The following is a 26,912-nucleotide window of genomic DNA, read 5'->3' on the forward strand; positions in this document are numbered from 1 at the left end:
AAAATCTCTCAGAGGTTTTGTAACGCGCGATCTCCCCAACCTGAAGAGGCAAAAATCGACGACGGGTCTAAGGCATCCTCCTGGTTGACCTATGAAACCGATCGCACCGGTGTTCGATGCCGATCAGCGGTAGTAGTCGTCATCGTCTTCTGACAACCGGACGCCGCGTTCGATTGTCTGCAATCCTACCTTGTTGCCGGTCTGGACGAAAAAGGCGCGATAGTCCTCGAACGTCGCCTCGCCCGGCAAGGCCGGAGGCCCGCCCTCCCGCATCAGATACTGCCGGAACCGCTGCCGCATCGTCACATCCAGCCTGCGTTGATGGCGATTGGCAAGCAGATCAGCGGCCGAAGGCGCCGCCATCGCCAGCGCGGCAGGCGCGAAAGCCGGCGTGCCACGCTCGGCAAGCCGCGCGATGAGGATCGTGCGGATACACCAGACCATGCGTCGCACGACCACATCGGAGTTGAGCGCGCCAGCGTGGCGATCGAGGAACCAACCAAGGTCACGGGCGTGCGCGATTTCGCGAGCATAGCTCGTCCGCAGCCTGAACTCGGACCGTAGCTGATCAAGCTGGCCCAGCGGATCGAATACCGGCTTGGCTTCGTGTACGATGTGACAGACGAAAAGATCTCCGTCGCGCGCATCGGCCGCGAGCTTCTCCCACGGATAGAAGAACATCGAGAGGTGGCCGATCGACTTGTGCTGTGGCGTGCCGGGCGGACTAACGAGCAGGAGATCGGTGTCCGAACCCCGGCTATTATCCTCGCGCGCACGACTGCCGAAGAGCAGGATCGCAGAAACCCCTTCATCGCCGACGCCCATGTTCAACGAGAGGCTCGCTCGATCGCGTCGATCGACAGTTTGCGTGCCGTGGTTCGGGCATTGACCACCTCGTCGCGATTGAGGAGCACAAGCTGCTGCTTACCCGGCGGCAGTGTATCGGGCGCGACGTCGAAATTGTGCTCGGTCATCAGGTAGAATGTCTGGCTCAGGCGCTTGGTTACAACGAGCCTCCCCTCGGTCATGTCGTACTCGGCGTGAAGCGCTGCCTGCTGGCTTTCGGATAGAGCCGGGTTGGGTGCGAGAATGAGGTCGATCTCATGCATCCACTCGAAATCGAGCGTGTGGTCGATCGCGGTCGCGGTGATGTCGCCGGCCTGATCGATCCGAAACAGATTATAGTCACGAAAATCCGAATGTTCGGTCGACCAAGCCCGGACATACCACCGGCCCACGGCATGAAAGAGCGCATGAGGCGCGATGACGCGGCGCGGTTCGGGCGAACCCGTGATCGACTTGTACTGGATTTCCAACTGGCCGCGCTGGTTGATGGCGTCGAGGAGGTGCAGCAAGATTCGCGCATCCGTGCGCTTACGCAATAGCGAGACATTCTCGATGGGCGGCGTGTTGTCGAACCAGGTGTCCTCCTGGCGCATCCACCGATTCTCGATCGCGACGAGTTGCAGCAGGTAGCGTTCGGCCGAGGCGTGCATCAGCTTGGGCTCGTAGGTCGGCGCGCGCAAATAGGCCTTCAGGGTCTGGTCGTAGACGAGGTTCCCGGGCGCTAGGCCGGTGTATTGGGCAATGTCGGATGAGGCTTGCTGCGCCGAGATTCCGAAGGTCTCCGCCAGATCGCGACGATTGAAGCGCCCGTCCCAGAAGAGCCGGAAATCGATGAATTCGAGGCGCCGTTGCACGCCCCAGCGCACCGTTTCGCCTATCTCTTCCGTCACCAAACCCTCCAACAACTCGATTCGAAAAAAATATCCCGTCGTGTTTCTTGACGGTCTCAAGCGTGATTCCCATATTCAATGGACGCGATGATCACAGGGATCAACGACGAAGGACGGCGAGCAGACGCAAAGGGCAGAAAATATGGCGAAAAATACTGGTGATGGGTTTCGGCGCGGTGCGGTGACGGGTCGCACCCAGTTTCAGCGGCCTGATGGCCACTGGCAGAAGCGCGATGAGCGCACCGGCCACCTGATGAGTGTCAAGGACGACGGCAAGCCGTTCAAGGGCGTCGCCCGCGAGCCGGACGGCCGCGACACTCCCAACGCATGAGTGTCGATGCCGGGCGCCGTCAGATTGCTGCGCGCTGCCCGGCTGACGCCGTTTGACCAAAAGGGATTACGATGACTGCCTCAATCACATTTTTCCCCGTCGGCAACGGCGATATGACGCTGATCACGTTCGACAACGACCAGAAACTTCTCGTCGACCTGCATGTGCGCAAGGCGGCAGACAACGATGACGACGATACGCCTGATGTCATGGCCGATTTGCGCGGCCGGCTGACCCGCGACGAAAAAGGTCGGCTGTTTGTCGATGGCTTTCTGCTCAGCCATCCGGATAAGGATCATATCTGCGGCCTAGAAACCCATTTCCACCTCGGCCCGCCCGACGAATGGAAGAAGGATGACGACAAGATCCTGATCCGGGAAATGTGGTCGTCGCCGGTCGTTTTTCGCCGTGCCTCCAAGGATCACGTGCTGTGCGACGATGCCAAGGCATGGGCGAAGGAGGCACGGCGGCGTGTCGCTCTCTACCGCGAGAAGGGCACCGCCACGGTCGAGGGAGATCGCATCCAGATCATGGGCGAGGACGAGGACGGCAAGATCGACGATATCCTCGCGATCGTCGTTAAGGCCGACGGCGTTGTCACCAAGCTCAACCGGGTCGCTTCCGGCACTTTCGAGGGACGGTTGCTCGCGCCGATCCCGCATAGCGACGATGAAGAGCTGGACGAGCTTCTCGGCAAGAATCATTCCTCGGTCGTCTTGCGCTTCTCGATCCGCGGCGGCGGCATCCTCGACAAATGTCGGTTCCTAACGGGCGGTGACGCCGAGGTCGCCATCTGGGAGCGCCTGTGGGGCAAGCACGGGACCTATCAGGCTGACCGGCTCAGCTACGACATTCTCCAGGCGCCGCATCACTGCTCGTGGCACAGCCTCAGCTACGATAGTTATTCGACCTATGGCGAGGATGCGGAGGTCTGCGACGATGCGCGCAGCGCGCTGGCGCAAATTCGGAAAGGCGCGATCATCGTCGCCAGCTCGAAAGCGATCGACCCTGACGAGGCCGACCCGCCCAGCGATCGCGCCAAGCGCGAATATATCTCGATCGTCGATGGCAAGAGCGATCGGTTCATCTGCGTCGCCGACGTCTGGGAGGACGAGGAGCGCGCGCTCCAATATGAGATCACTTCCAGCGGCATCACGAAGGTTGTGAAGAGCGCCGCCAAGGCGGCGGTTGCCGCTCTGGGAATCGGTGCCACTGCCGCCCAGGCGCGTCCGCACGGCTGAACCAGTGGCAACCGAGGCGGGAACCGATCCCGCGGAGCATCTTCTGCGCGTCGCGTTGACCCATCCCGAATGTGTCGGCGGCGCGGTGCTTGACCCGGAAGGCGGCAGGTCGCGCATCCGGATCGACATGAATGTCGAGATGCCGCTCGACATGAAGGCCGACGGCATCAGCTCGAGCGGCGTCAGAACCTGCGAGCCAGTCGTGCTCAAGCTTCCAGCAGCATATCCTTGGCAATCCCCGCGCTTCTACCTGCGCGAAGATTTTCCGCGCAACTTTCCCCATCTCATGCCATTCGCCGCGACGCCTCGGCCGTGCCTGGTCGAGGGGGATCAGGACGAATATTTCCTACAGTTCGGCCTGGTCGAATATGGAATCTTCCATCTGGTCGAGCAGCTCGCGATCTGGCTTCGCAAGGCTGCAATCAGCGACCTGATCAATCCCGAACAGGGTTGGGAGCCCATGCTCCGCCGCGATTTTCGCGATATTCTCGAAATCGACGCCGATGCCGCGCGCAATGCCGTCACCAAGAACGGCGGGTGGGTCGTATGGCAGGGCAGGTTCTTCCGTCGCGGCACGCCCGAGGCTTGCCTCAACGACGCCACCGAGACGTGGATCTCGAGCAAGGGCGTGCAGACGCCGCTTACGCAGAAAGCGGACGACAAGACATTCACCTCGCGCCGGGCGGATCCCGTCGCGAGCCTGGGCAATACGGTGGTCGGCGTGGTCTGGCCTGACAAAAATCCCGACGGTACACCGCGTATCAGCGCGACCTATTTGCCGGAGAGCGTCGCAACATTGCGCGACCTGCGTGCACGGGCCGCCGAACTCGGATGCGGGCGCGGCCTGCAAGCTTTCCTCGCCAATGTCGAACGCAGCTTTACGGGTATGTCATTGCTCGCGCCGATCCCGATCGGCATCGTTCTGTGCGTACGGCGCCCGATCCATCTGATCGACAGCACTTCCGACATCGAGTTGCTACCCTATGTCGTCGAGATACGCGCCAACCAGAACCGCACCTCGCTGTTCGCGCTGGGTGACGACGAGCCGGTCGCGCCGGCGATGCACTACCAGGCGCTTACCGCCGCGCTGCTGCAAGGGTTGTCCGGCGCTCCGGCACGCGCCGGACTTGCCGTGCTAGGCTGCGGCAGCGTCGGATCGAAGCTCGCCATGCACGCGGTGCGCGGGGGCCAAGACATCGTGGCGGTGAGCGACGAGTCGTCGCTGAGGCCGCACAATTTGGCGCGACATGCTCTTGGCGCGGAGCATGTCTCCAACAACAAGGCCGAAGCACTCGCAAAGGAACTCGTCGGCTTCGGCACAGCGCCGACAGTACACAAAGGCGATCTCAGCCACGATCTCCGCGACCCCGAGCACGTCAAGCAGATCATACCGAAAGCCGCAGGCGCAGCGATCAATTCGACCGCTTCGCTGTCGGTTCGCGAGGCATTGGTGTCTGCTGCAACGCCTCGCCTCCGTGCACAGTTGTTCGAGGCAGCGCTCTTCGGCCGCGGTCGCGGCGCGTTTCTGCTCGCCGATGGCAAGGGCCATAATCCGAGCCATTGCGACCTGATCGCCGAACTCTACGCAAACCACGACGGTGGTCGCGCCGCCGAGCTGCTTTTCGACCCTGCGGGCGGCCTGACCGAGATCCAGATCGGACAGGGTTGCGGTTCGTTGACGATGACGATGGACGATGCGCGCCTGTCGGCCATGACGGCGTCGCTCTCGCAGGAGATTTCCAGAGCGCTCGATACGCCGATCCAGCAAGGGCTGATCGTCATCGGCACAGCAGATGAGGACAGTCCCTCGACATGTTGGACTCGGTATATCGTTCCCGCGTTCGAAACGGTCACCATCGCCGGCAGCGACGGGTGGCAATTGCGACTGTCCCGGCGAGTGGCGGACAGGATCAGGGCCGAAGCCAAAGCCTGTCCGTCGGTTGAAACCGGCGGGGCCATGATCGGCTTGACCAGCGCCCGGCTCAAGACCGTGACCGTCGTCGATCTGCTCGAAGCGCCCGCCGACAGCCGCCGAACGTCGACATTGTTCGTGCTCGGGACCGACGGCCTGCAATCGGCCATCCGCAATCGGCATGAGCAAAGCGGGCGAACCCTGTTCGACGTGGGAACCTGGCACAGCCATCTGCGGGACGAGGGTCCGTCTTCGACCGACTGGAAGACCGCGGCCGATCTTGCCGCCGAACGCGCGCCGCCATCGATTCTGCTGATAGCGACGCCTGCGCGCTTTCATGCGCTGGTTTCACCCCGGAAGGACAGCGATGGCTGACGGCAAATCGCTCAAAGAGCAGAATGCGGGGCTGATCCGGGCCGCGATGATTGGACATATCGTGGCCTTCGCTTGGATCGCGGCCGAGCCGCTGCGCCTCCTTTCGATGAACGGCCGCATGCTCGCGGCGCGACTCGAGGCGGCAGCCGCGCCGGGCACAGCTGCATTCGGGCTCATCGTGGTCGCGTCACTCTTGCTGCTCGGCTTGATCAATCCAGACTGGCGCGATCGGATCATGCATTGGCGCTGGCGTGATCCGCTTCCCGGCTGCCGGGCCTTCACCCGCGTCGGGCCGCTCAGCAGTCATGTCAACATGGCAGCGCTCGAAGCTCAATATGGGCCGCTGCCTTCGGCGGGCAGGGAACAGAACCAGCTTTTCTATCGAATCTATCGCGAGTTCAGAGAGGATGTCGGCGTGCTGGACGCCCATGGACGCTATCTCGCCGCACGTGATATTGGGACGATTACGGCCCTGGTGATGATACCCTTGCCATGGCTCGCCTGGTGGGCCTCGGGCAATGGCGAGCGCGCCTTGGTCTATGGCGTGGCGCTGTTTCTGGTCTACGTGTTCTGCGTCATTGCGGCAAAGAACTATAGCTGGCGCATGGTCCAGCATGTTCTGGCATTAGCATCATCGAAGTCCTGACCAAGGCCACTTGTCCGCTCGTTGCGGTGAAGCGTTCTGGGTTACCGCGGGGGCCAAGGCGCTTCCACGCCCGCCCAATATTCTCATCGCGCTCACTGGGCATCAAACCACGCGCAAGTCAGAGTTTATAAGGCACGAGTTTTGCCCGTCGCGCACCTACTCAAGCGCGTGTGGGTAAACCGGACCCAACCCAACTGCCTCGGGCTGCGTCGAGGCGCGTCGAGACCGTAATTTTCCAATCGACGATTTGAACCGATCCTTGCGGGCATGAACCCGAGCGGCTGTTTCGCCCTTCGGGCGGAGCGCCCGTATGACCCCGACCAAGCTGCTCATCGGCCAGATTATCGTGGTGTTCGCGATCGTGATCGCTGGCCTGTGGACGGCGACGCAGTGGGCGGCGGCGATGCTCGCCTATCAGCCGCAGCTTGGCCTTCCCTGGTTCACCCTGTTCCACACGCCAGTCTATCGGCCCTGGGCGATCTTCCCTTGGTGGTATCACTTTGATGCCTACGCGCCCCACGTCTTCGACAGGGCGGGTATGATTGCCGGCGCCAGCGGGTTCGCCGGCTGCGCCGCCGCGATCTTCGGCTCGCTGTGGCGCGCGCGCCAGCAGCGCCACGTCACCACCTACGGTTCCGCGCGCTGGGCCGAGGCTCGCGAGATGGAGAGCGCCGGACTGCTCGGCGATGCCGGCGCCTTCCTCGGCCGTCATCACGGTCGGTATCTGCGCCATGACGGCCCTGAGCACGTCATGGCGTTCGCGCCGACCCGCAGTGGCAAGGGCGTAGGTCTGGTCGTTCCGACGCTGCTGAGTTGGACCGGCTCGGCGGTCATCCACGACATCAAGGGCGAGAACTGGCAGCTGACCGCCGGCTGGCGGTCGCGCTTCAGCCATGCGTTGATGTTCAACCCGACCGATGCGCGATCGGCGCGGTACAATCCATTGCTGGAGGTCCGCCGTGGCGACAACGAAGTCCGCGACGTTCAGAACATCGCTGACATTCTGGTCGACCCCGAGGGGGCGCTAGAGCGTCGCAATCACTGGGAAAAAACCAGCCATTCGCTGCTGGTCGGCGCGATCCTCCACATCCTCTATGCCGAGGAAGAAAAGACTCTCGCACGCGTAGCGACCTTCCTGTCCGATCCGCAGCGTCCGTTCGTGGCCACGCTCAAGCGGATGATGACCACTAATCATCTCGGCACGACGGAGAATCCGCAGGTCCATCCCGTCGTGGCTTCGGCGGCCCGCGAGGTGCTGAACAAATCCGACAATGAACGCAGCGGTGTGCTCTCAACTGCGATGTCGTTTCTCGGTCTCTACCGCGATCCGACCGTCGCCGAGGTGACATCGCGCTGCGACTGGCGGATCGCCGATCTTGTCGAGGCGGCACAGCCCGTCTCGCTCTACCTCGTCATTCCGCCGTCCGATATCAGCCGCACCAAGCCGCTGGTCCGCCTGATCCTCAATCAGATCGGCCGCCGGCTGACCGAACGCCTCGATGGCGTCGGCGCAGCGAAACGTAACCACAAGCTGCTGATGATGCTGGACGAGTTCCCGGCGCTCGGCCGCCTCGATTTCTTCGAAACCAGCCTTGCCTTCATGGCCGGTTACGGCGTGCGTGCCTTCCTTATCGCTCAGAGCCTCAACCAGATCGAGAAGGCCTATGGCGAGCACAACAGTATCCTCGACAATTGCCATGTGCGCGTCGCGTTCGCGACCAACGACGAGCGAACGGCGCGGCGCATCTCCGACGCACTCGGCACCGCCACCGAACAGCGATCGATGCGCAACTATGCCGGCCACCGGCTCGCGCCCTGGCTCGCGCACGTCATGGTCAGCCGGCAGGAGACCGCGCGGCCGCTGCTGACGCCCGGTGAGGTGATGCAACTTCCGCCTTCCGACGAGCTGGTGCTCGTGTCCGGACTCGCCCCGATCCGCGCCCAGAAGCTGCGCTACTATGAGGACCGCAATTTCCGAGTGCGCGTTGCCGCGCCTCCCGAACTGACCGACGGCCGCTATGCTGATCGGCCGCAGGCTCGATCGAACGATTGGGGCAGTCTCGCCCGCCGGCCCGATGCCCGGCTCGCCCGAACCGAGGATGCTGCCGAGACCGAGGGCGAAGATGGTGGGCTCGAGCAGCAGCGCCATCCGGGCCTTGCCGAGGAAGCGCCCTCGAAACCCGAGCAGCCGAAACAGCTCGACCTGCTTGCCGCCGACCAGGACGAAGGCGATCTCGCCGCCGATCAAAGGACGATGGACCGCGCCCGCGGGTTGAGCGCCGTCGCGCGGGGCTATGGCATCGACGAAGCCGGCGGGCGCGACCTGCTGCCGGGGCTCTGAGCGATGAAGTTCCGCCAGAACCTTTATATCGATCAGGCGCTGAGCGACGCACTCGATGACCTGGCGCGTAAGCCGGGCACGAACAAGTCGCAGATCGTCAGCGATGCGCTGGGCGCCTATCTCGCGCGGCGCGGCACCAAGGAGATCGACGATCTTCTCAAAGGCCGGCTTGACCGCATCTCGCGTGAGATCGGTCATGCCCGCCGCGACATCGAGGTGCTGCTGGAAAGCCTGTCGCTGTTCGTCCGCTACCAGTTGACGGTGACGGCGCCGCTACCAGAGGCCGATACCGCCGCGCGCGCTGTCGGGCGCGAACGGTTCGAGGCCTTTGTCAGCCAGGTCGGTCGGCAGATCGGATCGGGCAAGCGCTCGATCGGTGCAGCCGACGAGGCGGAGGCGGGGCGATGAGCGAGACACTCTCATCCGATCGCCGCCGCGCGATGCTCCGCACCGCGATGGGGCCGACGATCGCGACTGCACTCGCCGATCCCGCCGTTATCGAGATCATGGTCAATCCTGACGGCGCGCTGCGGCTCGACCGGCTTGGCGAAGGCCGCACCGATACCGGCACGCGCTATGATCCCGCGCAAGTCGAGCGGATCATCCGCTTGGTTGCCAGCCACGCCCGCACCGAGGTTCATGCGGCGTCGCCGATCGTGTCGGCCGAGCTGCCGCCGCATGGCGAGGGCGCCGGCGAAAGGTTCGAAGGCGTGCTTCCGCCGGTCAGCCTCGCGCCGTGCTTCTCGATTCGCAAGCCCGCCGCCAAGATCTACACTCTGCTCGACTATGTGATGGACGGCATCATGCCGGCCGATACTGCCCGGCTGCTGTCGCTCGCCGTCGTCGAGCGAAAGAATATCCTGGTCGCGGGCGGCACGTCGTCGGGCAAGACCACGCTCGCCAACGCGCTGCTCGCCGAGATGGCGCACCTCGACGAGCGCGTGATCCTGATCGAGGACACGCGCGAACTGCAATGCGCGGCATCCGATGTTGTGGCGCTGCGTACTCGGCCCGGCGTAGTCGGCATGGCCGATCTGGTCCGCTCGACGCTGCGTCTTCGCCCCGACCGCATCATCGTCGGCGAGGTGCGCGGCGCCGAAGCGCTCGACATGCTCAAGGCCTGGAATACCGGCCACCCCGGCGGCATCGCCACGGTCCATGCCAATAGCGCGGTCTCCGCGCTCTACCGGCTCGAACAGCTCGTGCAGGAAACGGTCGTCACCGTCCCGCGCCGGCTGATTGCCGAAGCCATCGACGTGATCGTGTTCATCGCCGGCCGCGGTCTCGCACGCCGCGTCGAGACGATCGCGCGTGTCGCCGGCGTCGATCCCGACGGCGGTTACGCTGTCCTCGACCTCACCCCCGATCCCACAATCCCCAAGCCAGGAGAATGACCATGCGCCTTATTCAAAAACTGCCCGATCGCCGCTCGACCTTCCTTATCGGTGCAGTGTTCGGCCTCGGGCTCACCATCGCCAGTCGCGCGCACGCGGCCGGCACCGGCATGCCGTGGGAACAGCCGCTGCAACAGGTGTTGGATTCGGTCCAGGGTCCAGTCGCCAAGATCGTTGCGGTGATCATCATCATCGTCACCGGCCTGACCTTGGCGTTCGGCGAGACGGCGGGCGGATTTCGCAAGCTCATCCAGATCATCTTCGGCCTCAGCATCGCGTTCGCTGCGTCGAGCTTCTTCCTGTCGTTCTTCTCATTCGGCGGCGGGGCGCTGATCGCGTGATCGGGACCGGCGCCCATATCGAGGGCTTCGAGGCCCCGCTGCACCGGTCGCTCGCCGAGCCCATTCTGCTCGGCGGCGCGCCGCGGACGATCGCGATCGTCAACGGCACGCTCGCAGCCGCACTCGGGATCGGTCTCCAGCAATGGATTGCCGGGCTCGTGGTGTGGGCGTTTGGACACACGCTCGCGGTGCTCGCCGCCAAGCGTGATCCCGATTTCGCGCCCGTCATTGCCCGGCACCTTCGTCAAAAGGGACATTTCGCATGCTGAGCCTGCGTGAATATCGCAGCCGTGCCGACCGGCTCGCCGACCATCTCCCCTGGGCGGCGCTGATCGCGCCCGGCGTCGTACTCAACAAGGACGGCAGCTTCTCCCGCGTCGCGCGGTTCCGCGGTCCCGACCTCGAATCCGCGACCGAGGCCGAACTAGTGTCCGCCTGCGCCCGCGCGAACAATGTCCTGCGGCGTTTCGGCACCGGATGGGCGTTACACTTCGAAGCCGAACGGCGCGAGGCGCTCGGTTATCCTGCCAGCAATTTTCCCGACGCGGCATCGTGGCTGGTCGACGAGGAACGTCGTGCCGGCTTCGAGAGCGCGGCTGCGCATTTCGAGAGCCATTACCATTTGACGCTCACCTATATGCCGCCGGCCGATCAGGCCGACACGGCAGGCCGCGCGCTGGTCGAGCGCGGTGATGACGTGAAAGGGCGAGATTGGCGACAGGCGCTCGGTGTTTTCATCACAGAGACCGATCGCGCGCTCGACCTGATGTCCGGCTTCATGCCTGATGTCCGAGCACTCGACGATGCGGAAACGCTGACCTTCCTGCACGGCACGATCTCTGAGCGGCGTCACGATGTCACTGTCCCCGAGACGCCGATGTATCTCGACAGCGTGCTGGTGGACACGGCGCTGACCGGCGGGCTCGAACCAAAGCTGGGCGACCAGCATCTGCGCACGCTGACGATCCTCGGCTTTCCGAATGTCAGTCGGCCCGGAATCCTGGACGCGCTCAACCATCAGGATTTCGCCTATCGCTGGGTCACGAGATTCATCGCGCTCGACAAGACCGATGCGACCAAGGCGCTGACCAGGCTGCGCCGGCAATGGTTCAACAAACGCAAGTCGGTGACCGCGCTGCTGCGCGAGGTGATCTACAACCAGCCCGTCCAGCTGCTCGACAGCGATGCCGACAACAAGATGGTCGATGCCGATCTCGCGCTCCAGGCACTCGGCGGCGATCATGTCGCTTTCGGCTATCTCACCACGACGATCACGGTCACGGACATCGACCGCGCTGCGGCCGGGCGCAAGGTTCGCGCCGTCGAGCGGATCGTCAACGGGCTCGGCTTCACGACGATCCGCGAGAGCATCAACGCGGTCGAAGCCTGGCTCGGATCGTTGCCCGGCCAGATTTACGCGAATGTCCGGCAGCCGCTGGTTCACACGCTCAACCTCGCGCATCTGATGCCGCTGTCGTCGGTGTGGGCGGGACCGGTCCGCAACACGCATCTCGACGGACCGCCTTTGCTCTATGCGGAGACCAGCGGCTCGACGCCGTTCCGGCTGAGCACCCATATCGGCGATGTCGGCCACATGCTGATCGTCGGTCCGACCGGGGCCGGCAAGTCGGTCCTGCTCGCGCTGCTGACGTTACAGTTCCGGCGCTATCCGGGCCCGCAGGTCTATGTCTTCGACAAGGGCTTTTCGGCACGGGCCGCCGTGCTGGCGATGGGCGGCGCGCATCATGCGCTGGGACTCGGCGGCGAACGTGATGGCGAAGCGCGCGCAATCGCATTCCAGCCGCTGCGCCATATCGACCGCGGCGACGAACGTGCCTGGGCGGCCGAGTGGATCGCGGCGCTGCTCACCCACGAGCATGTCGCCGTCACGCCCGAGATCAAGGAATCGCTCTGGTCGGCGCTGAACAGTCTCGCGACCGCGCCGATCGAGGAACGGACGCTCACCGGCCTGTCGCTGCTGCTTCAGTCGACCGCGCTACGCTCGGCGCTGTCGCCCTATACCTTGGAGGGACCGTTCGGCCGGCTGCTCGACGCGGCCGAAGATGATCTCGCCATCGCCGACGTCCAGTGCTTCGAGACCGAGGCGCTGATGGGCCAGGCCGGCGTCGTAGCACCCGTGCTCACCTATCTGTTCCACCGGCTCGAGGAGCGGTTCGACGGGCGGCCGACCTTGCTCGTACTCGACGAGGCCTGGATCTTCCTCGATCACCCGCTGTTCGCCGCGCGCATCCGCGAGTGGCTGAAGACACTGCGCAAGAAGAACGTCGCGGTCGTGTTCGCGACGCAAAGCCTCGCCGATGTCGCGAACAGCTCGATCGCACCGGCCATCATCGAAAGTTGTCCGCAGCGCATCTTGCTGCCGAACGACCGTGCCATCGAGCCGCAGAGCCGAACTGCCTATGAGCGGTTCGGTCTCAACGACCGCCAGATCGAACTGATCAGCCGCGCGACGCCGAAGCGGCAATATTATCTGCAATCGGCGCGCGGCAACCGGCTATTCGAGCTCGGTCTCGGTCCGATCGCGCTGGCGCTGTGCGGCGCGTCCGATCCCGCGACCCAGGCGCGCATCGACGCGCAGCTCGCCGAGCATGGCGCGCATGATTTTGCTGCCGGCTTCCTGAGTGAAGCCGGCCTCGACTGGGCTGTCAGCCTGCTCGCCGATTTTCCCGATCCCCAAGCCCCCCAAGCAGGAGAAGTGTAATGCGTATCCGATTCCGCAAATATCTCGTCGCGTCCGCGATCGGCCTCGGTGCCGCCGGATCGCTCGTCATGGGCATCACCATGACGGCGACGCCGGCCCAGGCGCAGTTCACGGTGTTCGACCCGAGCAACTATAGCCAGAACCTGCTGACCGCCGCGCGAACGCTACAGCAGGTCAACAACCAGATCCGGTCGCTCCAGAACCAGGCCCAGTCGCTCATCAATCAGGCGAAGAACCTGACGACGATCAACTTTCCCGAACTGCAAGCGATCACGCAGACGCTTCAGCAGATCGATCAGCTGATGGGACAGGCGCAGGGCATCCAGTTCCGCGTCGCCAATCTCGATCAGCAGTTCCGTTCGCTGTATCCGACCAGCTTCAGCGCCGCGCTCACGACCAACGCGCAGGTCGCCGCCGCCAAGACCAGGCTGGACGCCTCGAAGGCAAGCTTCCAGCAGGCGATGACGGTGCAGGCGCAGGTGGTCGAGAATGTCCAGACCGATGCGACGACGTTGAGCGGTATCATAGCGCGTAGCCAGGGTGCCGAAGGAGCGCTGCAAGCGCAGCAGGCCACCAATCAGCTGCTGGCGCTCACCGCCAAGCAGCAATTCCAGATCCAGAACCTGATGGCAGCGCAATACCGTGCCGACGCGACCGAGGCCGCGCGCCGCGTTCAGGCCGAGCAGGAAGCGCGCACCGCGACCCAGAAATTCCTCGGAAGCGGGCAAGCCTACACGCCGCAATGAGCTGAGGCGGCGCGCTCCCTTGCTCCCCGAGCGCGCCGTCTCGTCGCGGGGTCCGATGGGCTTTCCCCCCTCATGGCCGCCGGACCCCGCGACACCCTTCAACACCAAAAATGAAAGCTGCCGACCTTGGGCGACCTCAATGTCATTGACCGCTTCATGCAGGCCTTCATCCGCTACATCGATAGCGGGTTCGGGTTGCTTGGCGGCGACGTCCACTTTCTGACCACCGTGCTGGTCGGCATCGATATCACGCTCGCCGGCCTTTTCTGGGCGATGGGCGGCGAGGACAATATCCTCGGCCGCTTCCTCAAGAAGATTCTCTATGTCGGTGCCTTCGCGCTGATCCTGAACAGCTTCTCGACGCTGGCCGATATCATCTTCAAGTCGTTCGCGCAAGCCGGGCTGACCGCCGGCGGCGGTGGCATGACCGCGGACGATCTTCTGAAGCCCGGCAAGCTCGCTGGCACCGGCTTCACCGCCGCATGGCCGCTGCTGAATCAGGCTTCGCAAATGCTCGGCTTCACGACCTTCTTCGACAATTTCATCACGATCATGGTGCTGCTGATTGCCTGGGTGATCGTGATCCTCGCCTTCTTCATCCTCGCGGTGCAGCTCTTCATCACGATCATCGAGTTCAAATTGACGACGCTCGCCGGCTTCGTGCTAGTTCCCTTCTCTCTCTGGAATCGCACCAGCTTCCTCGCTGAGCGCGTGCTGGGCAACGTGGTGTCGTCGGGTATCAAGGTGATGGTGCTCGCCGTTATTGTGGGCATCGGTTCGGGCTTTTTCTCCGAGTTCATCGCGGCGCTGCAGGGCCAGGAGCCCGATATTGGCCAGGCCATGAGCCTCGTGCTCGCCAGCATCTCGCTGTTCGGTCTCGGCATCTTCGGCCCCGGCATCGCGTCCGGCCTCGTCGCCGGCGCCCCGCAGCTCGGCGCGGGCGCGGCGGTTGGTACCGCACTCGGCGCAGGTGCTGCGTTCGCGATGGGCGGCGGGGCAGCCGTCGCAGCGGCGCGTGGAGTGGCTGGCGGCGCCCTGGGCGCTATCCGCGCAGGCACCACGATGGGATCGGCCGCATCGACAGCGGCGCAACTCGGCAAAGAGACCGGCGGCTCAGCGATCGGCGGCATGGCCGCCGCCGCCAAGGGTGCTGCGGCACAGAAGGTCAGCAGCACATTCGGACTCAGCGCAGCGGCCGAGCGTGGTCGTACCGCCGCGTGGAACGCTCTCAACCAGACCTCCGGCGCGTCGACTGAAAGCAACGCGGCAGGCGGAGGTGCCGGCGACGGCGCACCGGCTTGGGCGCGCAATTTGCGTGCCCAACAGACTGCCCGCCACCATCGTCAGCTCGCATTGCACACCCTCCAGCAGGGTGATCGCGGCGGCGCGTCCGCAACCCCAGACATCAAGGAAAAGGAGTAGCCCCCATGCGATTCAAGCGCGCCGTGCAGCGCTACGGGCGAACGCCCGAACCCGAAACACCCTATCAGCGTGCGGGGCAGCTCTGGGACGAGCGGATCGGTTCCGCCCGCGTCCAGGCCCGCAACTGGCGGTTGATGGCATTCGGCGGATTGTTCCTGACGACCGGACTGTCCGCCGGCCTGGTCTGGCAATCAATGCAGAGCCGCGTCGTCCCCTATGTCGTCGAGGTCGATGCGCTCGGTGAAGCACGGGCAATCGCGCCCGCCGCGACCGCTTATCGCCCGACCGACCCGCAGATCGCGTGGTTCCTGGGCCGTTTCATCACCGACATCCGGGCCAAATCGCTCGACCCGGTGTTGATGCGCGACAACTGGCTGGCGGCTTACGACTTCGTATCTCCGCGCGGTGCCATCTTCCTCGGCGAATATGCCCGCTCCGCAAACCCGTTTGCGGATGTCGGCGACAAGACCGTGTCGGTGCAGGTCACCAGCGTCGTCCGCGCGTCAGATACATCGTTCCAGGTAAAGTGGGCCGAGACCGCGTTCGATCGGGGAAGCCTTGCGGACACCTCGCGCTGGACCGCGATCCTGACGGTCACGGTCAAGCCGCCGAAAAACGCCGATACGCTGAGGAAGAATCCCCTCGGGCTCTACGTCGATGCAATTGACTGGAGCCGCGAACTTGATGCGCCTGCACCAATAGCGACGCCTTCGCCACGGCCAGCGCCGGCCGCGGCACCGGCGAATCTCCCGCTCGGCTCGCCTCTCGATCCCAACCTCGCGCCCCTGGCGCCGTCCCCACAGGAGAACCGTCAATGAAACGCGCCCTGCTCGCTGCCACCATGCTGGTCGCCGCTTCCTCCGCGCACGCCCAGACCGCAGCCCCAACGCCGACCATCCCGGCGCCGAGCCAGCCAGCACCCGCGGTCGCTCCAACACCACCGACTGCCGCGGACGCTCCTCCGCTCGCACTGCCCGCGGTTCGTCATCGACTGAAGCCGCTATCGCCCGCCGCGAGGCGCGTCCGTACAGCTAACCACGAAGCGACGCTGGAGCCGCAGGCCCGCGCGTTCATAAATGCCGCGCAGATCTATCCGTTCAGCGACGGCGCGCTCTATCGGCTCTACGCCGCACCCGAACTCGTGACCGACATTGCACTGCAGACCGGCGAAACCATCATCTCGGTGGCGGCGGGCGACACCGCACGCTGGGTTGTTGGCGACACCACCAGCGGCACCGGCGACGCCAAGCGTGTCCATATCCTGGTGAAGCCGTTCATCGCGGGACTGACGACCAACCTTGTCATCACGACCGATCGCCGCACCTACCACCTCCAACTAGAGAGCACCGCCACGACGGCGATGTCAGCCCTGTCCTGGACCTATCCGCAGGACGAATTGCTGGCGATCAAACGGGCGGCAGACCAGCAGCGCGCCGCTACGCCGGTCGCCAGCGGACTCGCCGTCGAGCAACTGAACTTCGGCTATGCGATCACGGGAGACAGGCCGAACTGGCGTCCGCTTCGCGCATTCGACGACGGTCGTCAGACCTTCATCGAATTTCCGCCGAGCCTGGCCGTCGGAGAGGCGCCGCCACTGTTCGTCGTGGGTCCGAAGGGCGATGCGCAACTCGTCAACTATCGCGTTTCCGGGCGCTTCTATGTGGTCGACCGGCTGTTCGATGTCGCCGAACTCCGGCTCGGCGAGAAGAAACAAGCCGTCGTGCGGATCACGCGGGGCGGCGACGGGCGCCGCCACGATCGCCGGAGGGCGTCATGAGCAAGGAAGCCGCAGAACAGCCAGCGCCGGCGAAGGCAGATCCCGAAACGCTCGTCCTGCGCGGCTCGCCCGGCCGGGTCGTGCGCTTCCGGCGTGGGGCGGTGGTGGCCATCGCCGCACTAGGTTCGACCGCGATCGTGGGCGCCGCCTGGTTCGCACTGAAGCCGACGACATTCCATGTCATCGCTGCAAATGAGGATCGCCCGGACATCGCGACGAAGGCCCCGGCCGATGCGCTCGCCAATGCGCCGAAGAGTTATGGTGACGTGCCCCAGCTGGGTCCGCCGCTTCCGGGCGACCTGGGGAAGCCAATCCTCGAGCATCAGCAGTCGGTCGGCGCTGCGATTCCGCCCGTCGGTGCCAATCAGCGGGCGCAGGCTGCCGAAGCGGAACGCCAGCGCCTCGCCGCCGAGCAGAAGGCCGCCCGCGAGTCCGCCGTAATGATGCAGATATCGGGCGCGAACCGACCGGCTGCCGCGGAGCCAGCGACAGTGGCGTCTGCCACACCATCGGCCGACGCCAGCACCGCGCGGATGGCCCTCGATCCTGATCGCGATCCCAACGGTCAGCAGCGCAAGGCCGATTTCGTCGGGGCGACGGATAGGACCAGCGACATCAACCCGCATGCTCTGGTGCCATCGCCGTCGCCATACACGCTCATGGCGGGGAGCGTCATCAGCGCCAGCCTCATCACTGGGCTGGATTCCGATCTGCCAGGACTCGTTACCGCGCAGGTCACCGAGAACGCCTATGACAGCGTGACCGGCCGGATTCTGCTGGTCCCGCAGGGCTCGCGGCTGATCGGTAGCTATGACAGTGTCGTGGCGTTCGGCCAGAAACGCGCCCTCGTAGTCTGGCAGCGCATCATCCTGCCCGACGGCGCGTCGGTCCGGATCGACAACGTGCCGGCGACAGACACGGCCGGTTATTCGGGACTGTCGGACAAGGTCGATGTCCACACCTGGCAACTGCTCAAGGGTGTCGCGCTGTCGACGTTGCTCGGGGTTGGCACCCAATTGAGCTTCGGCAGTAATGAGAGCGACCTGGTTCGTGCGATCCGGGAATCCGCCCAGCAAAGCGGTTCACGCGCCGGCGACCAGCTCGTCACCCGCAATCTCAACATCCAGCCGACGATCCGGGTTCGGCCCGGCTGGCCGCTGCGCGTCGTCGTGCACAAGGACATCGTCATGCGCCCCTGGCAGACGGCGGAGAGGTGATATGCCCGAGATCAAACTGGCAAGGCTGCCCGATCGGACCCCGGTCAAGCTGGCGATCACCGTAACGCCCGAGCTGCACAAGGCGCTCACGGATTATGCGGCGCTCTACAATAGGACCTATGCCCAGTCCGAGCCGATCACCGAACTCATACCCCATATGCTCTCGGCATTTCTGGCCAGCGACCGAGCTTTCGCGAAAGCTCGTGAGACGCTCGAAGGAGTTTGAACATGAGCGAAGGCACGGACAAGGCTGACCGGCTGCTGCGCATCGTTGATGTGAAGAGCCTGGTCGGATTGGGCAAATCCAAGATCTACGCGCTGGTTGCGGAAGGTGCCTTTCCCAAGCCGTATAAACTATCGCCCAAGGCGGCGCGCTGGAGCGAGCGCGAGATCGTTGCGTGGATTGAGAGCGTTCGGCTGCCCGGTCGATAAGGCTACCGACAAAATCGGTCGCCACTCACGAATCCAGCCCAAGCGCCATCTCCACGGGCGGCCATGGAAAGTGCTTCCGGACCTTCGAGCGCAGTTCACCTGCGGACGAGGCAGTGACTCGCCTCTTCGGGCTGAGCAGCAACCCGCGCCACATATCCGGTGTCATCGTCGTCCACTCCGGCTCGGCCGAGCCATCGACACCGAATGTGACCTGCCGCCACTCGTCCCGATCGAAAAACTCGTAGTTTTCGAGCCATACGACTCTGGTCGTAGAAAGCTCGAAACGCTCACACACCTGCCTGAAAATATACTCCGCTGCGTTCGTGATGCTTTTGCCGGGATTACCTGGCATTTCGACGCAGGCGATAACGATCCGTCCATCGGGCAGGTCAATCCGTTCGATTGTGCAGATTCCATCGGCCCCGGGCGCGGAATAGGCGAAGAATTCAGGGCGGTTGGCTATGAGCCAGAGCGGAAAACGCCAGCGATGCGCGGGGTCGGTTTCTGCCTCGGCGACGACCTCCCTTGCGATCCGAGCCATAGGTTGGCCCGCGGGCAGCACGGCCTCGCTCAAGGTCTCGATCAACTTGTCCCGCCAATGGCGAACCTCGCCCAGGGTGTAGCCTTTGGATTGGCTCGTGTTACCGTCGAAGCTGTCGTGGTGTTCGAGGCAAAGCCACACCAGGTTTTCGAGCCGATCATCGTCGGACCGCTTGTTCAGGTGCGCGATCTGACCTCTACGCTCTTCCTGATTGCCCTTGAGGAAGTAACACAGGCAGCATCGACGCCGACATGCCACCAGCACCGTCTCGACAGTTGCTTCCGAAAGATGCTTCCGTTTCGTCAATGTGCTTTCGTCTCTTATTGCTCAACCGTCGGCTGACACAGGAGCGGCTCGAACTCGCCTTCTATCGAAATGCCTGCCGAGCGGCACGAGATTTACGAAATGGGATCAGGCGGCCTGCGCACGACGCGGTAATTTCGTGACCCGTGTCTGGCGTTTCCTTGAGCCCAGGACGAAGGCTTCCCAGTCGTTCATGAGGACGCGGCGCTTGAGAAAAGCATCGCCGCGCCGATACGCTCGTGAGGTTTCGTCGCCGATTTGGTGCGCGAGCGCCTGTTCGACGACGGACTCGGGATGGTCGGTCATTTCGCCCATGTAATCCCGAAATGTGCTGCGCATACCGTGGACGGTGAAATGGCCAAGCTTCATGCGCCGCAACACCATGGTCATCGCCATTTGCGAAAGCGGCTTTCCCATCTTCTGGCCTTCGAATACGAAGTCGTCCGGCGCCCGGTTCGAACGCTTGGCGATCCCGCGCAATATGGTCACCGCCGCTTCGCAGAGCGGGATGCGATGCTCGACGCCCATCTTCATCCGGTCGGCCGGCACCGTCCATATCGCGGCGTCCAGGTCGACCTCCGACCACGTCATGCGCAACGTCTCGTTCGTTCGCGTCCCGCAAAGAATGGTCAGCTCCAGCGCCCGCGCTGCCAGCGCCGGGCGGATGTTCAGCCGTTTCCAAAAGCCCGGCAGATCCTCGAACGGCATGGCCGGGTGGTGACGGACCTGCTTCTTGGTTTTCCGCTTCGGCAGCAAGTGGCTGAGGTTGCCGCGCCACCGCGCCGGGTTCTCCCAGGGGCTCTGGATGTGCTTCGATGCCTTTGCCGCGTCGAGGACATTCTCGATGCGGCCGCGAAGCCTGCTCGCCGTTTCCGGGACGGTCCGCCAGATTGGCTTGAGGACGCCCACAACGTCTTCGGTACGGATGTCTTGGACCGGCATTTGAAGCAGTGCGATTGCATGGGTCTTGATCGTGTTGCGCCACTGTTGCCGATGCTTTGGGTTTTTCCACCCCTCTTCATGCGTAAAGATATAATCGTCGGCGAACGTGCCGAAGAGGACCGGACCTGTGCGCTCCAACTCGGCAAGCCGTGCTTCCTCAGCCGCCTCCGCCTCGGCGGCACGGCGCGCTTCGAGCGGGTCGGTACCTTCGGCAAGGAGCTGTCTCGCCGCCGCCGCCAGGTCGCGCGCTTTGCTAAGTCCGAGATCGCTCGCGGGTCCGAGCCCCATTTCATGACACTTCTTGTTCCGCTCATACGCGAACACCCAACGCCGCGAACCGTCCTTCTTGATGAAGAGCCAAAGCCCGCCACCGTCAGCATGTTTGCCAACTCGCTTTTCGGTTTCGACACGCCGGGCGTTGAGCCTGTGGATCGAACGTGACACGCCAATCTCCAATAACGAGAGCAGGATCAGCAACCCGGTTAGCGACCCGGTTTCCAACCCGGTTTGAGTCGTGGATTAGCGCGGATTAAAATGGACCGGTGCGGCCCGATCACCTGCGCGGCCACCGCTCAAACCGTTGTTTTAATAGGTGATTTATGCAAAAAAGTCGAGGGTGGACAAAGCGTTGATGGGGGTGGATACGAATCCCTCCGTCTCCGCCACCGACCCCTCCGCAGGGGTTCGCAGCAGCCCACTCGGATCGACTTTTTCCTGCTAAAATCAGACGATTAGCGGATCGGCTCGTTCGGGCCCGTTCGCAGGCTTTCGCGTCACGCGTGGTCCCAAAACGTGGTCCTGGCACGTCAAAAACGTGGTCCTGGAGGTCTGATGCTAAGCGATGCGAAAATCCGTGCGGCGAAGCCGCAAGCGAAGCCATACAAGCTGACGGATAGCCACCGGCTATACCTGCTCGTGAAACCGGGCGGCTCGAAGCTTTGGAAATGGAGCTATCGATACGGCGACAAGCAGAAGACGATGCATCTTGGCATCTATCCGATGGTGAGCCTCGTCGATGCGCGGGCGAAGCGCGACGAGGCGCGCAGCCGGCTCGCCGATGGACACGATCCCGCGGTCGCGCGAAAGCTGGAGGTCCAGGCGAACATCGAGGCGGGCCAGATGACGTTCGAGCGGGTCGCTCGAGCATGGCACGAAATTTCTGCTCCACAGTGGGCGGCGGTCCATGCCGCGGATGTCCTGCGCAGCCTGGAGCGCGACGTCTTCCCCGATCTTGGCTCGATCCCGATCAGGGAACTGACGGTGCCGATCGTCTATGAAGTGCTGAAAGCGATCGAAGATCGCGGCGCTATTGAGACCGCCAAGCGCGTGCGCCAACGGATATCGGGCGTATTCGTGTACGCGATCGCCAAGGGACTGGCGGATCACGACCCCGCCGAACGTCTCGGCGCCGTGCTGAAGCCGCTGCGACGGAAGAACCAGCCGGCGATTACCGACCTTGCTCGTCTTCGGAAGATGATCAACGATGCCGAAGAGGACTTCGCGCGTCCGATAACGCGCTTGGCCTTGCGCCTGCTAGCACTGACCGCCGTTCGCCCCAACGAGTTGCGTGGGGCACGTTGGGTCGAGTTCGAGAGCCTTAACGGCCCGCTGCCGCTCTGGCGCATCCCGGCCGCGCGGATGAAGGGGGACCTCGATCGAAAGGAGGAGATCGGCGGCGATCATCTGGTGCCGTTGACCCCGCAATGTCTGGCAGTCCTGCGCGCGCTTTGGCCGTTGACGGGCAGCTACGCGCTGCTGTTTCCCAGCAATCGCGATGTCCATCGTCCGATGAGCGAGAATGCGATCGGCTACCTGCTCAATCGGGCGGGCTACCATGGCCATCACGTGCCGCATGGATTTCGGGCGGCGTTTTCAACGATCATGAACGAATGGGCCGAGCGAGAAGGCAAGCTGGGGGATCGGGCGATCATCGATCTGATGCTTGCCCATGTCCCGAAGGAAAAAGTCGAAGGCGCTTATAACCGGGCGGCCTACATGCCGCGTCGCGGCGAGTTGGCGCAGGTTTGGGCTGACTTGCTGTCAGACGGGTTGCCGCCCCCAAACGTCTTGGTGGACCGCCCGTCGAAGCTCACCGGCGACAATTCGCGTCGCCGCTTGCCGGCGCCGGTTCCGTCCAACTTCGCCTTTCCCTTGGGAGGCAGACGCGAACGGACATAATCACTCAGGCAAGGCAGCAGAGGAAGATCACGGTCCGACATTTAAGGATCTGATTTTGGGCAGGTTCTTTAGCGCAAGATCGCCTGCGCATTAGTAGCAGCTGCACGATGTCCGGAAATGATTGGACGTCTCGGGCCTAAGCCAGTTCGGGTATCCGCTTCGACCATGCCAAGTCTTGGAATTCTTGGTGCGTGAATTCCCTAGCCGTCGCCGAGCACCGGCACCACCCGTTTCATGAACGCGCCGAAGAGCGGCACCGTAAAGCCAACCTCGCCGTGCTGCACCGCATAGATCATGCCCTTCTTGATCAGGCTGTCGCGTGTTGGTGCGGCTGCGCCAACCGTCTTGCCCAATTGCGCGGCAACGGCACTCGACGCGATCCGCTCACCGTCAGCGGCTTCCGCCATGGCACGTAGATATCGCCGCTCTAGCGGCGACAATCGATCGAGGCGTACGCGAAAGAAGCTGTTGTCGAGTTCCTCGATCGCAATCGGCGTCGCTCGCTCGACGTCGTCGAGCCCGATTGGGGTACCGCGCGCAACGCGCCAGCTCTGCGCGCCCCATTCCTGCACGAAATAGGGATAGCCTTCGGTGATGTCGAAGACGCGGTCGAGAGCTTGGTTCTCCCAGCGAACGCCTTCCGCCTCGGCTGGGGCACTCAGCGCCTTGTGTGCTTCGAGGCGAGCAAGCGGTCCCACGGTCACGAAGCGGACGAGGCGCTCGCTGTACGACTTCGCTTCGCCCATCAGCCCGGCGATCTGCGGCAGGCCCGCCCCGATTAGCAGCACAGGCTTTGTGTCCTGCCCGACCTGATGGAGCGCGGACAAAAAGGCACCGAGATCGTCTGCCGACAAATATTGAATCTCGTCGATAAAGATCGCGAGCGCAACGCCGCGATCCGCCGCCGCCTCGGCAACGGCGGCCAGCAGGTCCTTCAAGTCGAGCCCAAGGTCGCCACTGTCGGCCAGCCCGCGATCGTCGGGCGTCAATTCGATCTCGATGCCAGCGACGCTGATCTTGAACGCAGATGCGAAATTTCGCAACGCGGCAAATCCGCGACGCACCGTTCGGGCAGCCGCGCCCTTGCGATCGAGTTCGAACAGCACGCGACGAAGGTCCGGCACGAGCAGCGACGGCAGCTTGCGGTTCTCTGGCGCTTCGATTTTGACGCAGGCATGACCCTCGCTTGCGGCGCGCCGATAAAGATGGTCGAGCAGCACTGTCTTGCCGACTCCACGAAGCCCGGTCAGGATCGAATGCCGCGCCGAGCGCCCCTTCGCGGTGCGCGCAAGGGCGACCGAAATGTCTTCGATCACCTGGTCCCGACCGACCAGCTCGGGCGGCCTGGTCCCTGCACCAGGCGCATACGGGTTCAGCGTCTCGTCCATTTATAGTGCCTTCAACGGTTTATAGCTTGAGAGTATATAAATCGGCAAAAGGACTATAAGTCAATCGCACCGAACCCCTTCGACAGGCATCGTGATAGGCGTCCGGCAATGCCGTATTGAGCCATAAACGGTTTGGCCGCAGCGGCCCGTTTAGCAATGCTGATATCTTGCTGGGGCTGCATGGCTATACCGCGTAGCGCCCGCAGTAACTTGGCGATCGGGACGATCGATTGCGTCGGCTATACCCTGCTTGGGGTTGCCTGGCTTGTCGCCAAGGCGGAAGGCGATGTGCAACGGCGTGCAGCGCGACTGATACGCTCGCTCAAGGTTGGCGCGCTGGCGCTCCTCACGCTGGTCTTTGTCCAAGCGCTCGACAAAAATTGGGCGATCATGCATCGCTGGGTCGAGCGGCCGTATTTATTCATTTTCCAGCGATCGGTCTGGCGGTCGCGGCACGCGTGCTGGTCGGCGTGCGCCGGACGCATGATGCGATGCCCCTTGCAATGACCGCCCTGATCTTTGAATGCCGACGGCATGGCGCCCTTCGAATGCCTATGCTGAACACTCGCACAGACTGTCTGGTTTTTTGGGTCTGAGCCGCTGGCAGTCAGTCGGCTTGCGGCCCTCTGGCAGCGATCCCACAGCCGCACAAAGGAACGGTTGGAAGTGAGCCGGGAGCGGAAAGACTGCTCGCAAATCACCAAGCTTGAAAAGGCGTCCGTTGGGGCAGACATGAAGCCGGGAAGCCAATTCGGCCCACCCACCGGCGGCGACGAATCTCCGTCGACCAGCCATTAAATATCAAAATTCGAAGAAACTTTTGTCAGACGTTGCATCCCGAAGCGATGGCGCTCCGTAGCTTGGGCGCGCGCGCCGGAGCAGGCTTGGCGCCATAAAAAGGGGAGCAAATGATGTCGCCACCATTTCAGACGAAGATTGCCGCAGCGATCTTCGCCGGAGCAGCTTTATGCGCGTTTCAGCCGTCAGTCGCACATGCGGCTGATCGAACCGACGCTGAACCTGTGATTACAGCCGCTCCCTCGGAAGACGCTCAACCCGCTCCCCTCGCCGATCCAGCACCGGCTCCTGCTCCCGACCGCGCGCCAGCTGACCCGCACCAATCATTTTTGTCGAACGGCGGTCGGTTATTGCTGACGGGTGGCGTCTCCACGATCGAAGGCGCCGCTGGCGGCGGCATCGTCCCTTGGGCGCTTATCGGCACTTACGGCACGCGAAATCAAATCGGTGCGAGCGCCTTCTTCACGGATGTTGATACCCAGGGCTTCACGCTCAGGTCGTATGGCGGTGCGTTCAGCTTTCGCAATCGCATCGAAGTCTCGGTTGCGCGCCAGAATTTCAACCTACGCAAGCTGGGGGCCAGCCTAGGGCTAGGCAACAATTTCAACATCAACCAGACAATCATCGGTGCCAAGGTTCGTCTGTATGGCGATGCAGTGCTCGATCAGGACAAGCTGCTGCCGCAGCTTTCAGTCGGGCTTCAGTACAAGATCAACGATGACAAAACGGTCGTCGGTGGCGCGCTCGGGCTTAAGCGCGAAGGCGTCGACTTCTATGTGGCTGCGACCAAGCTCATCCTGTCGCAGAGCGTGCTCCTGAATGCGACGGTGCGCCTGACCAAGGCCAATCAGTTCGGCATTTTGGGTTTTGGCGGGCTGGGTGGCAAAGACCAGGCCTATAAGCCGCAGTTCGAAGGCTCCGCCGCCTATCTGTTGACCCGCAAGCTCGCGGTTGGCGGCGAATTTCGAACCAAGTCGAACCGGCTCGAAGGGGCGCTGGGCGGCACGACCTTCCGCGAGGAGAATGCGTACGACTTCTTTGTCGCTTACGCGCCCACCCGCAACGTCTCGATCACCGCGGCCTATGCCCGGCTCGGCCAGATTGCGCTGAAGCGCCAGAACGGTGCGTATGTCTCGCTTCAGGTCGGGTTCTGACCACCATCACGTTCCTAGGAGATGATCATGTTTAAAATCGCCCTTTCGCTTGTGCTGCTAGCCGGTTCGGGTTCGGTCGCGCTTGCCCAGGAAAATCTTGCCGGCAAATATAACGTGCACGAGCCGGCGGTCAGCGATCCGTCGATCAAGCCGACCGCGCCGACAACGCCCGTCATCACCGACAAGGAAAACCTCTACAAGACGTTTGGCGGCCGCGAAGGGCTTACCGCGTTGATGGATGACGCTATGGCGCGTTGGCTCAAGAACCCTAAGACGCGACCCTTTTTCGAGAATGCCGATCAGGCCAAGATCAAGGCGCTGCTGGTCGAGCAATTCTGCGTGATCATGCATGGCCCGTGTGAATATCATGGCCGCACGATGGCCGAGGCGCATCGTGGCATGAACGTGAAGGAAACCAATTTCTACGGGTTGGTCGAAGAGCTTCAGGTCGCGATGAACAAGCGCCACATTCCGTTCCGCGCGCAAAACCGCCTGATCGCGGCGCTTGCACCGATGCACCGCGACATCATCGACAAATGAGGGCCATGCAAATGATCGCGCGATCAATGATCGTTGCCGGAGGGCTGGCGGTCGCCAGTCCTTGCCTGGCCCAAACATCAGCAGACGACCTGCCAGGCGCCAAGCTCTATCAGAGCAAATGTACGACCTGCCATAACCTCGATGCTAACAAGATCGGCCCGGCGCATCGTGGCGTGTTCGGCCGTCCTGCAGGCACTGCGCCAGGCTATGCCTATTCGGCAGCGCTCAAGTCTTCAGGCATCGTCTGGAACGCCGCAACCCTCGACCAGTGGCTCCAAGGCCCGCAAAAGATGGTCAAGGGCACAAAGATGTACTTGGTGGTGCCCAGTGCGACCGATCGTGCCGCGATCATCGCTTATCTCAAGACGACGTCGAACAAGTAAGCCGAATACCGCCTCACTGCCCGGTCGCGACGCTGACGGAGGTGTGGTGGCC

27 protein-coding genes are annotated in these 26,912 nt (G+C 63.3%); 22 read left to right on the forward strand and 5 right to left on the reverse strand.

The genetic code is table 11. The annotated features are described in order from the left end of the window. Positions 1–123: 123 nt before the first annotated feature. Both ACLB0R_RS06465 and ACLB0R_RS06470 read right to left on the reverse strand, forming a co-directional pair. Entirely contained in the window at positions 124–825 is a 702-nt protein-coding gene (locus tag ACLB0R_RS06465; protein WP_276616339.1) for a nucleotidyltransferase domain-containing protein, read from the reverse strand. A gap of 2 nt (positions 826–827) precedes the next feature. Then, complete coding sequence (locus tag ACLB0R_RS06470; protein WP_416642475.1) at positions 828–1,736, reverse strand: WYL domain-containing protein; 909 nt, start codon at positions 1,734–1,736, stop codon at positions 828–830. 142 nt (positions 1,737–1,878) lie between these two features. On the opposite strand from ACLB0R_RS06470, the gene ACLB0R_RS06475 reads away from it, so the two are divergent. The 17 genes from ACLB0R_RS06475 to ACLB0R_RS06555 all read left to right on the forward strand — a co-directional run bounded on the left by ACLB0R_RS06475 (position 1,879) and on the right by ACLB0R_RS06555 (position 18,633). Continuing rightward, on the forward strand, positions 1,879–2,067 hold the full coding sequence (locus ACLB0R_RS06475; RefSeq protein ID WP_008600975.1) for a hypothetical protein: 189 nt from the start codon (positions 1,879–1,881) through the stop codon (positions 2,065–2,067). A 71-nt stretch (positions 2,068–2,138) separates the two neighbouring features. Continuing rightward, positions 2,139–3,308: a hypothetical protein gene (locus ACLB0R_RS06480; protein ID WP_416642476.1), complete on the forward strand. Its 1,170-nt coding sequence runs from the start codon at positions 2,139–2,141 to the stop codon at positions 3,306–3,308. 4 nt (positions 3,309–3,312) lie between these two features. After that, complete coding sequence (locus ACLB0R_RS06485) at positions 3,313–5,595, forward strand: Mov34/MPN/PAD-1 family protein (RefSeq protein ID WP_240883440.1); 2,283 nt, start codon at positions 3,313–3,315, stop codon at positions 5,593–5,595. Continuing rightward, complete coding sequence (locus ACLB0R_RS06490) at positions 5,588–6,241, forward strand: hypothetical protein (RefSeq protein ID WP_240883441.1); 654 nt, start codon at positions 5,588–5,590, stop codon at positions 6,239–6,241. Before ACLB0R_RS06485 ends, ACLB0R_RS06490 begins: the two co-directional genes overlap by 8 nt. A 310-nt stretch (positions 6,242–6,551) precedes the next feature. Then, a complete protein-coding gene (locus ACLB0R_RS06495) occupies positions 6,552–8,582 on the forward strand; it encodes a conjugal transfer protein TraG (RefSeq protein WP_240883442.1) in 2,031 nt (676 codons plus the stop codon). Between the two features lie 3 nt (positions 8,583–8,585). Further along, positions 8,586–8,990 carry a CopG family transcriptional regulator gene (locus tag ACLB0R_RS06500; RefSeq protein WP_240883443.1) on the forward strand — a complete coding sequence of 135 codons (405 nt, stop codon included), beginning with the start codon at positions 8,586–8,588 and terminating at the stop codon, positions 8,988–8,990. Next, positions 8,987–9,976 carry a P-type conjugative transfer ATPase TrbB gene (gene trbB, locus ACLB0R_RS06505; RefSeq protein ID WP_240883444.1) on the forward strand — a complete coding sequence of 330 codons (990 nt, stop codon included), beginning with the start codon at positions 8,987–8,989 and terminating at the stop codon, positions 9,974–9,976. Before ACLB0R_RS06500 ends, trbB begins: the two co-directional genes overlap by 4 nt. Then, a complete protein-coding gene (locus tag ACLB0R_RS06510) occupies positions 9,973–10,317 on the forward strand; it encodes a TrbC/VirB2 family protein (protein ID WP_240883445.1) in 345 nt (114 codons plus the stop codon). The genes trbB and ACLB0R_RS06510 overlap by 4 nt, the downstream gene beginning before the upstream one ends. Beyond that, a complete protein-coding gene (locus ACLB0R_RS06515) occupies positions 10,314–10,586 on the forward strand; it encodes a VirB3 family type IV secretion system protein (protein ID WP_240883446.1) in 273 nt (90 codons plus the stop codon). Before ACLB0R_RS06510 ends, ACLB0R_RS06515 begins: the two co-directional genes overlap by 4 nt. Then, positions 10,580–13,039: a conjugal transfer protein TrbE gene (gene trbE / locus ACLB0R_RS06520; RefSeq protein WP_240883447.1), complete on the forward strand. Its 2,460-nt coding sequence runs from the start codon at positions 10,580–10,582 to the stop codon at positions 13,037–13,039. The genes ACLB0R_RS06515 and trbE overlap by 7 nt, the downstream gene beginning before the upstream one ends. Further along, entirely contained in the window at positions 13,039–13,785 is a 747-nt protein-coding gene (gene trbJ / locus ACLB0R_RS06525; protein WP_240883448.1) for a P-type conjugative transfer protein TrbJ, read from the forward strand. The genes trbE and trbJ overlap by 1 nt, the downstream gene beginning before the upstream one ends. Positions 13,786–13,911: 126 nt before the next feature. Beyond that, on the forward strand, positions 13,912–15,207 hold the full coding sequence (trbL, locus tag ACLB0R_RS06530; RefSeq protein ID WP_240883449.1) for a P-type conjugative transfer protein TrbL: 1,296 nt from the start codon (positions 13,912–13,914) through the stop codon (positions 15,205–15,207). Positions 15,208–15,212: 5 nt separating this feature from the next. Continuing rightward, positions 15,213–16,025 (forward strand): conjugal transfer protein TrbF, encoded by an 813-nt coding sequence (gene trbF, locus ACLB0R_RS06535; protein ID WP_416642478.1) that lies wholly within the window; start codon positions 15,213–15,215, stop codon positions 16,023–16,025. Continuing rightward, positions 16,022–16,984, forward strand: coding sequence for a P-type conjugative transfer protein TrbG (gene trbG, locus ACLB0R_RS06540; protein ID WP_240883451.1), 963 nt, complete (start codon positions 16,022–16,024; stop codon positions 16,982–16,984). Before trbF ends, trbG begins: the two co-directional genes overlap by 4 nt. Beyond that, positions 16,981–18,201: a TrbI/VirB10 family protein gene (locus tag ACLB0R_RS06545; RefSeq protein WP_240883452.1), complete on the forward strand. Its 1,221-nt coding sequence runs from the start codon at positions 16,981–16,983 to the stop codon at positions 18,199–18,201. Before trbG ends, ACLB0R_RS06545 begins: the two co-directional genes overlap by 4 nt. A 1-nt stretch (position 18,202) precedes the next feature. Further along, positions 18,203–18,427 (forward strand): DUF2274 domain-containing protein, encoded by a 225-nt coding sequence (locus ACLB0R_RS06550; protein ID WP_240883453.1) that lies wholly within the window; start codon positions 18,203–18,205, stop codon positions 18,425–18,427. A 2-nt stretch (positions 18,428–18,429) separates the two neighbouring features. Beyond that, a complete protein-coding gene (locus ACLB0R_RS06555; protein ID WP_240883454.1) occupies positions 18,430–18,633 on the forward strand; it encodes a helix-turn-helix transcriptional regulator in 204 nt (67 codons plus the stop codon). A 25-nt stretch (positions 18,634–18,658) separates the two neighbouring features. Here ACLB0R_RS06555 and ACLB0R_RS06560 read toward each other — a convergent pair whose 3' ends face one another. Then, on the reverse strand, positions 18,659–19,480 hold the full coding sequence (locus ACLB0R_RS06560) for a hypothetical protein (protein ID WP_240883455.1): 822 nt from the start codon (positions 19,478–19,480) through the stop codon (positions 18,659–18,661). 105 nt (positions 19,481–19,585) lie between these two features. Beyond that, positions 19,586–20,896: a tyrosine-type recombinase/integrase gene (locus ACLB0R_RS06565; protein WP_240883456.1), complete on the reverse strand. Its 1,311-nt coding sequence runs from the start codon at positions 20,894–20,896 to the stop codon at positions 19,586–19,588. A 315-nt stretch (positions 20,897–21,211) separates the two neighbouring features. Here ACLB0R_RS06565 and ACLB0R_RS06570 point away from each other — a divergent pair, with 315 nt between their 5' ends. Continuing rightward, entirely contained in the window at positions 21,212–22,597 is a 1,386-nt protein-coding gene (locus tag ACLB0R_RS06570; protein WP_416642479.1) for a tyrosine-type recombinase/integrase, read from the forward strand. A gap of 200 nt (positions 22,598–22,797) precedes the next feature. On the opposite strand, the gene ACLB0R_RS06575 is transcribed toward ACLB0R_RS06570, so the two are convergent. Continuing rightward, a complete protein-coding gene (locus ACLB0R_RS06575) occupies positions 22,798–23,985 on the reverse strand; it encodes an ATP-binding protein (protein WP_416642480.1) in 1,188 nt (395 codons plus the stop codon). 210 nt (positions 23,986–24,195) lie between these two features. Between ACLB0R_RS06575 and ACLB0R_RS06580 the strand changes: the two genes are divergently transcribed. The 4 genes from ACLB0R_RS06580 to ACLB0R_RS06595 all read left to right on the forward strand — a co-directional run bounded on the left by ACLB0R_RS06580 (position 24,196) and on the right by ACLB0R_RS06595 (position 26,860). Beyond that, positions 24,196–24,492, forward strand: a complete 297-nt coding sequence (locus ACLB0R_RS06580; RefSeq protein ID WP_434953784.1) for a hypothetical protein — start codon at positions 24,196–24,198, stop codon at positions 24,490–24,492. Positions 24,493–25,133: 641 nt separating this feature from the next. Next, positions 25,134–25,937, forward strand: a complete 804-nt coding sequence (locus ACLB0R_RS06585; protein WP_416642481.1) for a DUF3034 family protein — start codon at positions 25,134–25,136, stop codon at positions 25,935–25,937. Between the two features lie 27 nt (positions 25,938–25,964). Next, positions 25,965–26,477 carry a group I truncated hemoglobin gene (locus tag ACLB0R_RS06590; protein WP_416642482.1) on the forward strand — a complete coding sequence of 171 codons (513 nt, stop codon included), beginning with the start codon at positions 25,965–25,967 and terminating at the stop codon, positions 26,475–26,477. A gap of 26 nt (positions 26,478–26,503) precedes the next feature. Beyond that, a complete protein-coding gene (locus tag ACLB0R_RS06595; protein ID WP_434953785.1) occupies positions 26,504–26,860 on the forward strand; it encodes a c-type cytochrome in 357 nt (118 codons plus the stop codon). The last annotated feature ends 52 nt before the right edge of the window (positions 26,861–26,912 follow it).

Source organism: Sphingomonas sp. GlSt437 (assembly GCF_048015635.2).
Taxonomy (GTDB): Bacteria; Pseudomonadota; Alphaproteobacteria; order Sphingomonadales; family Sphingomonadaceae; genus Sphingomonas.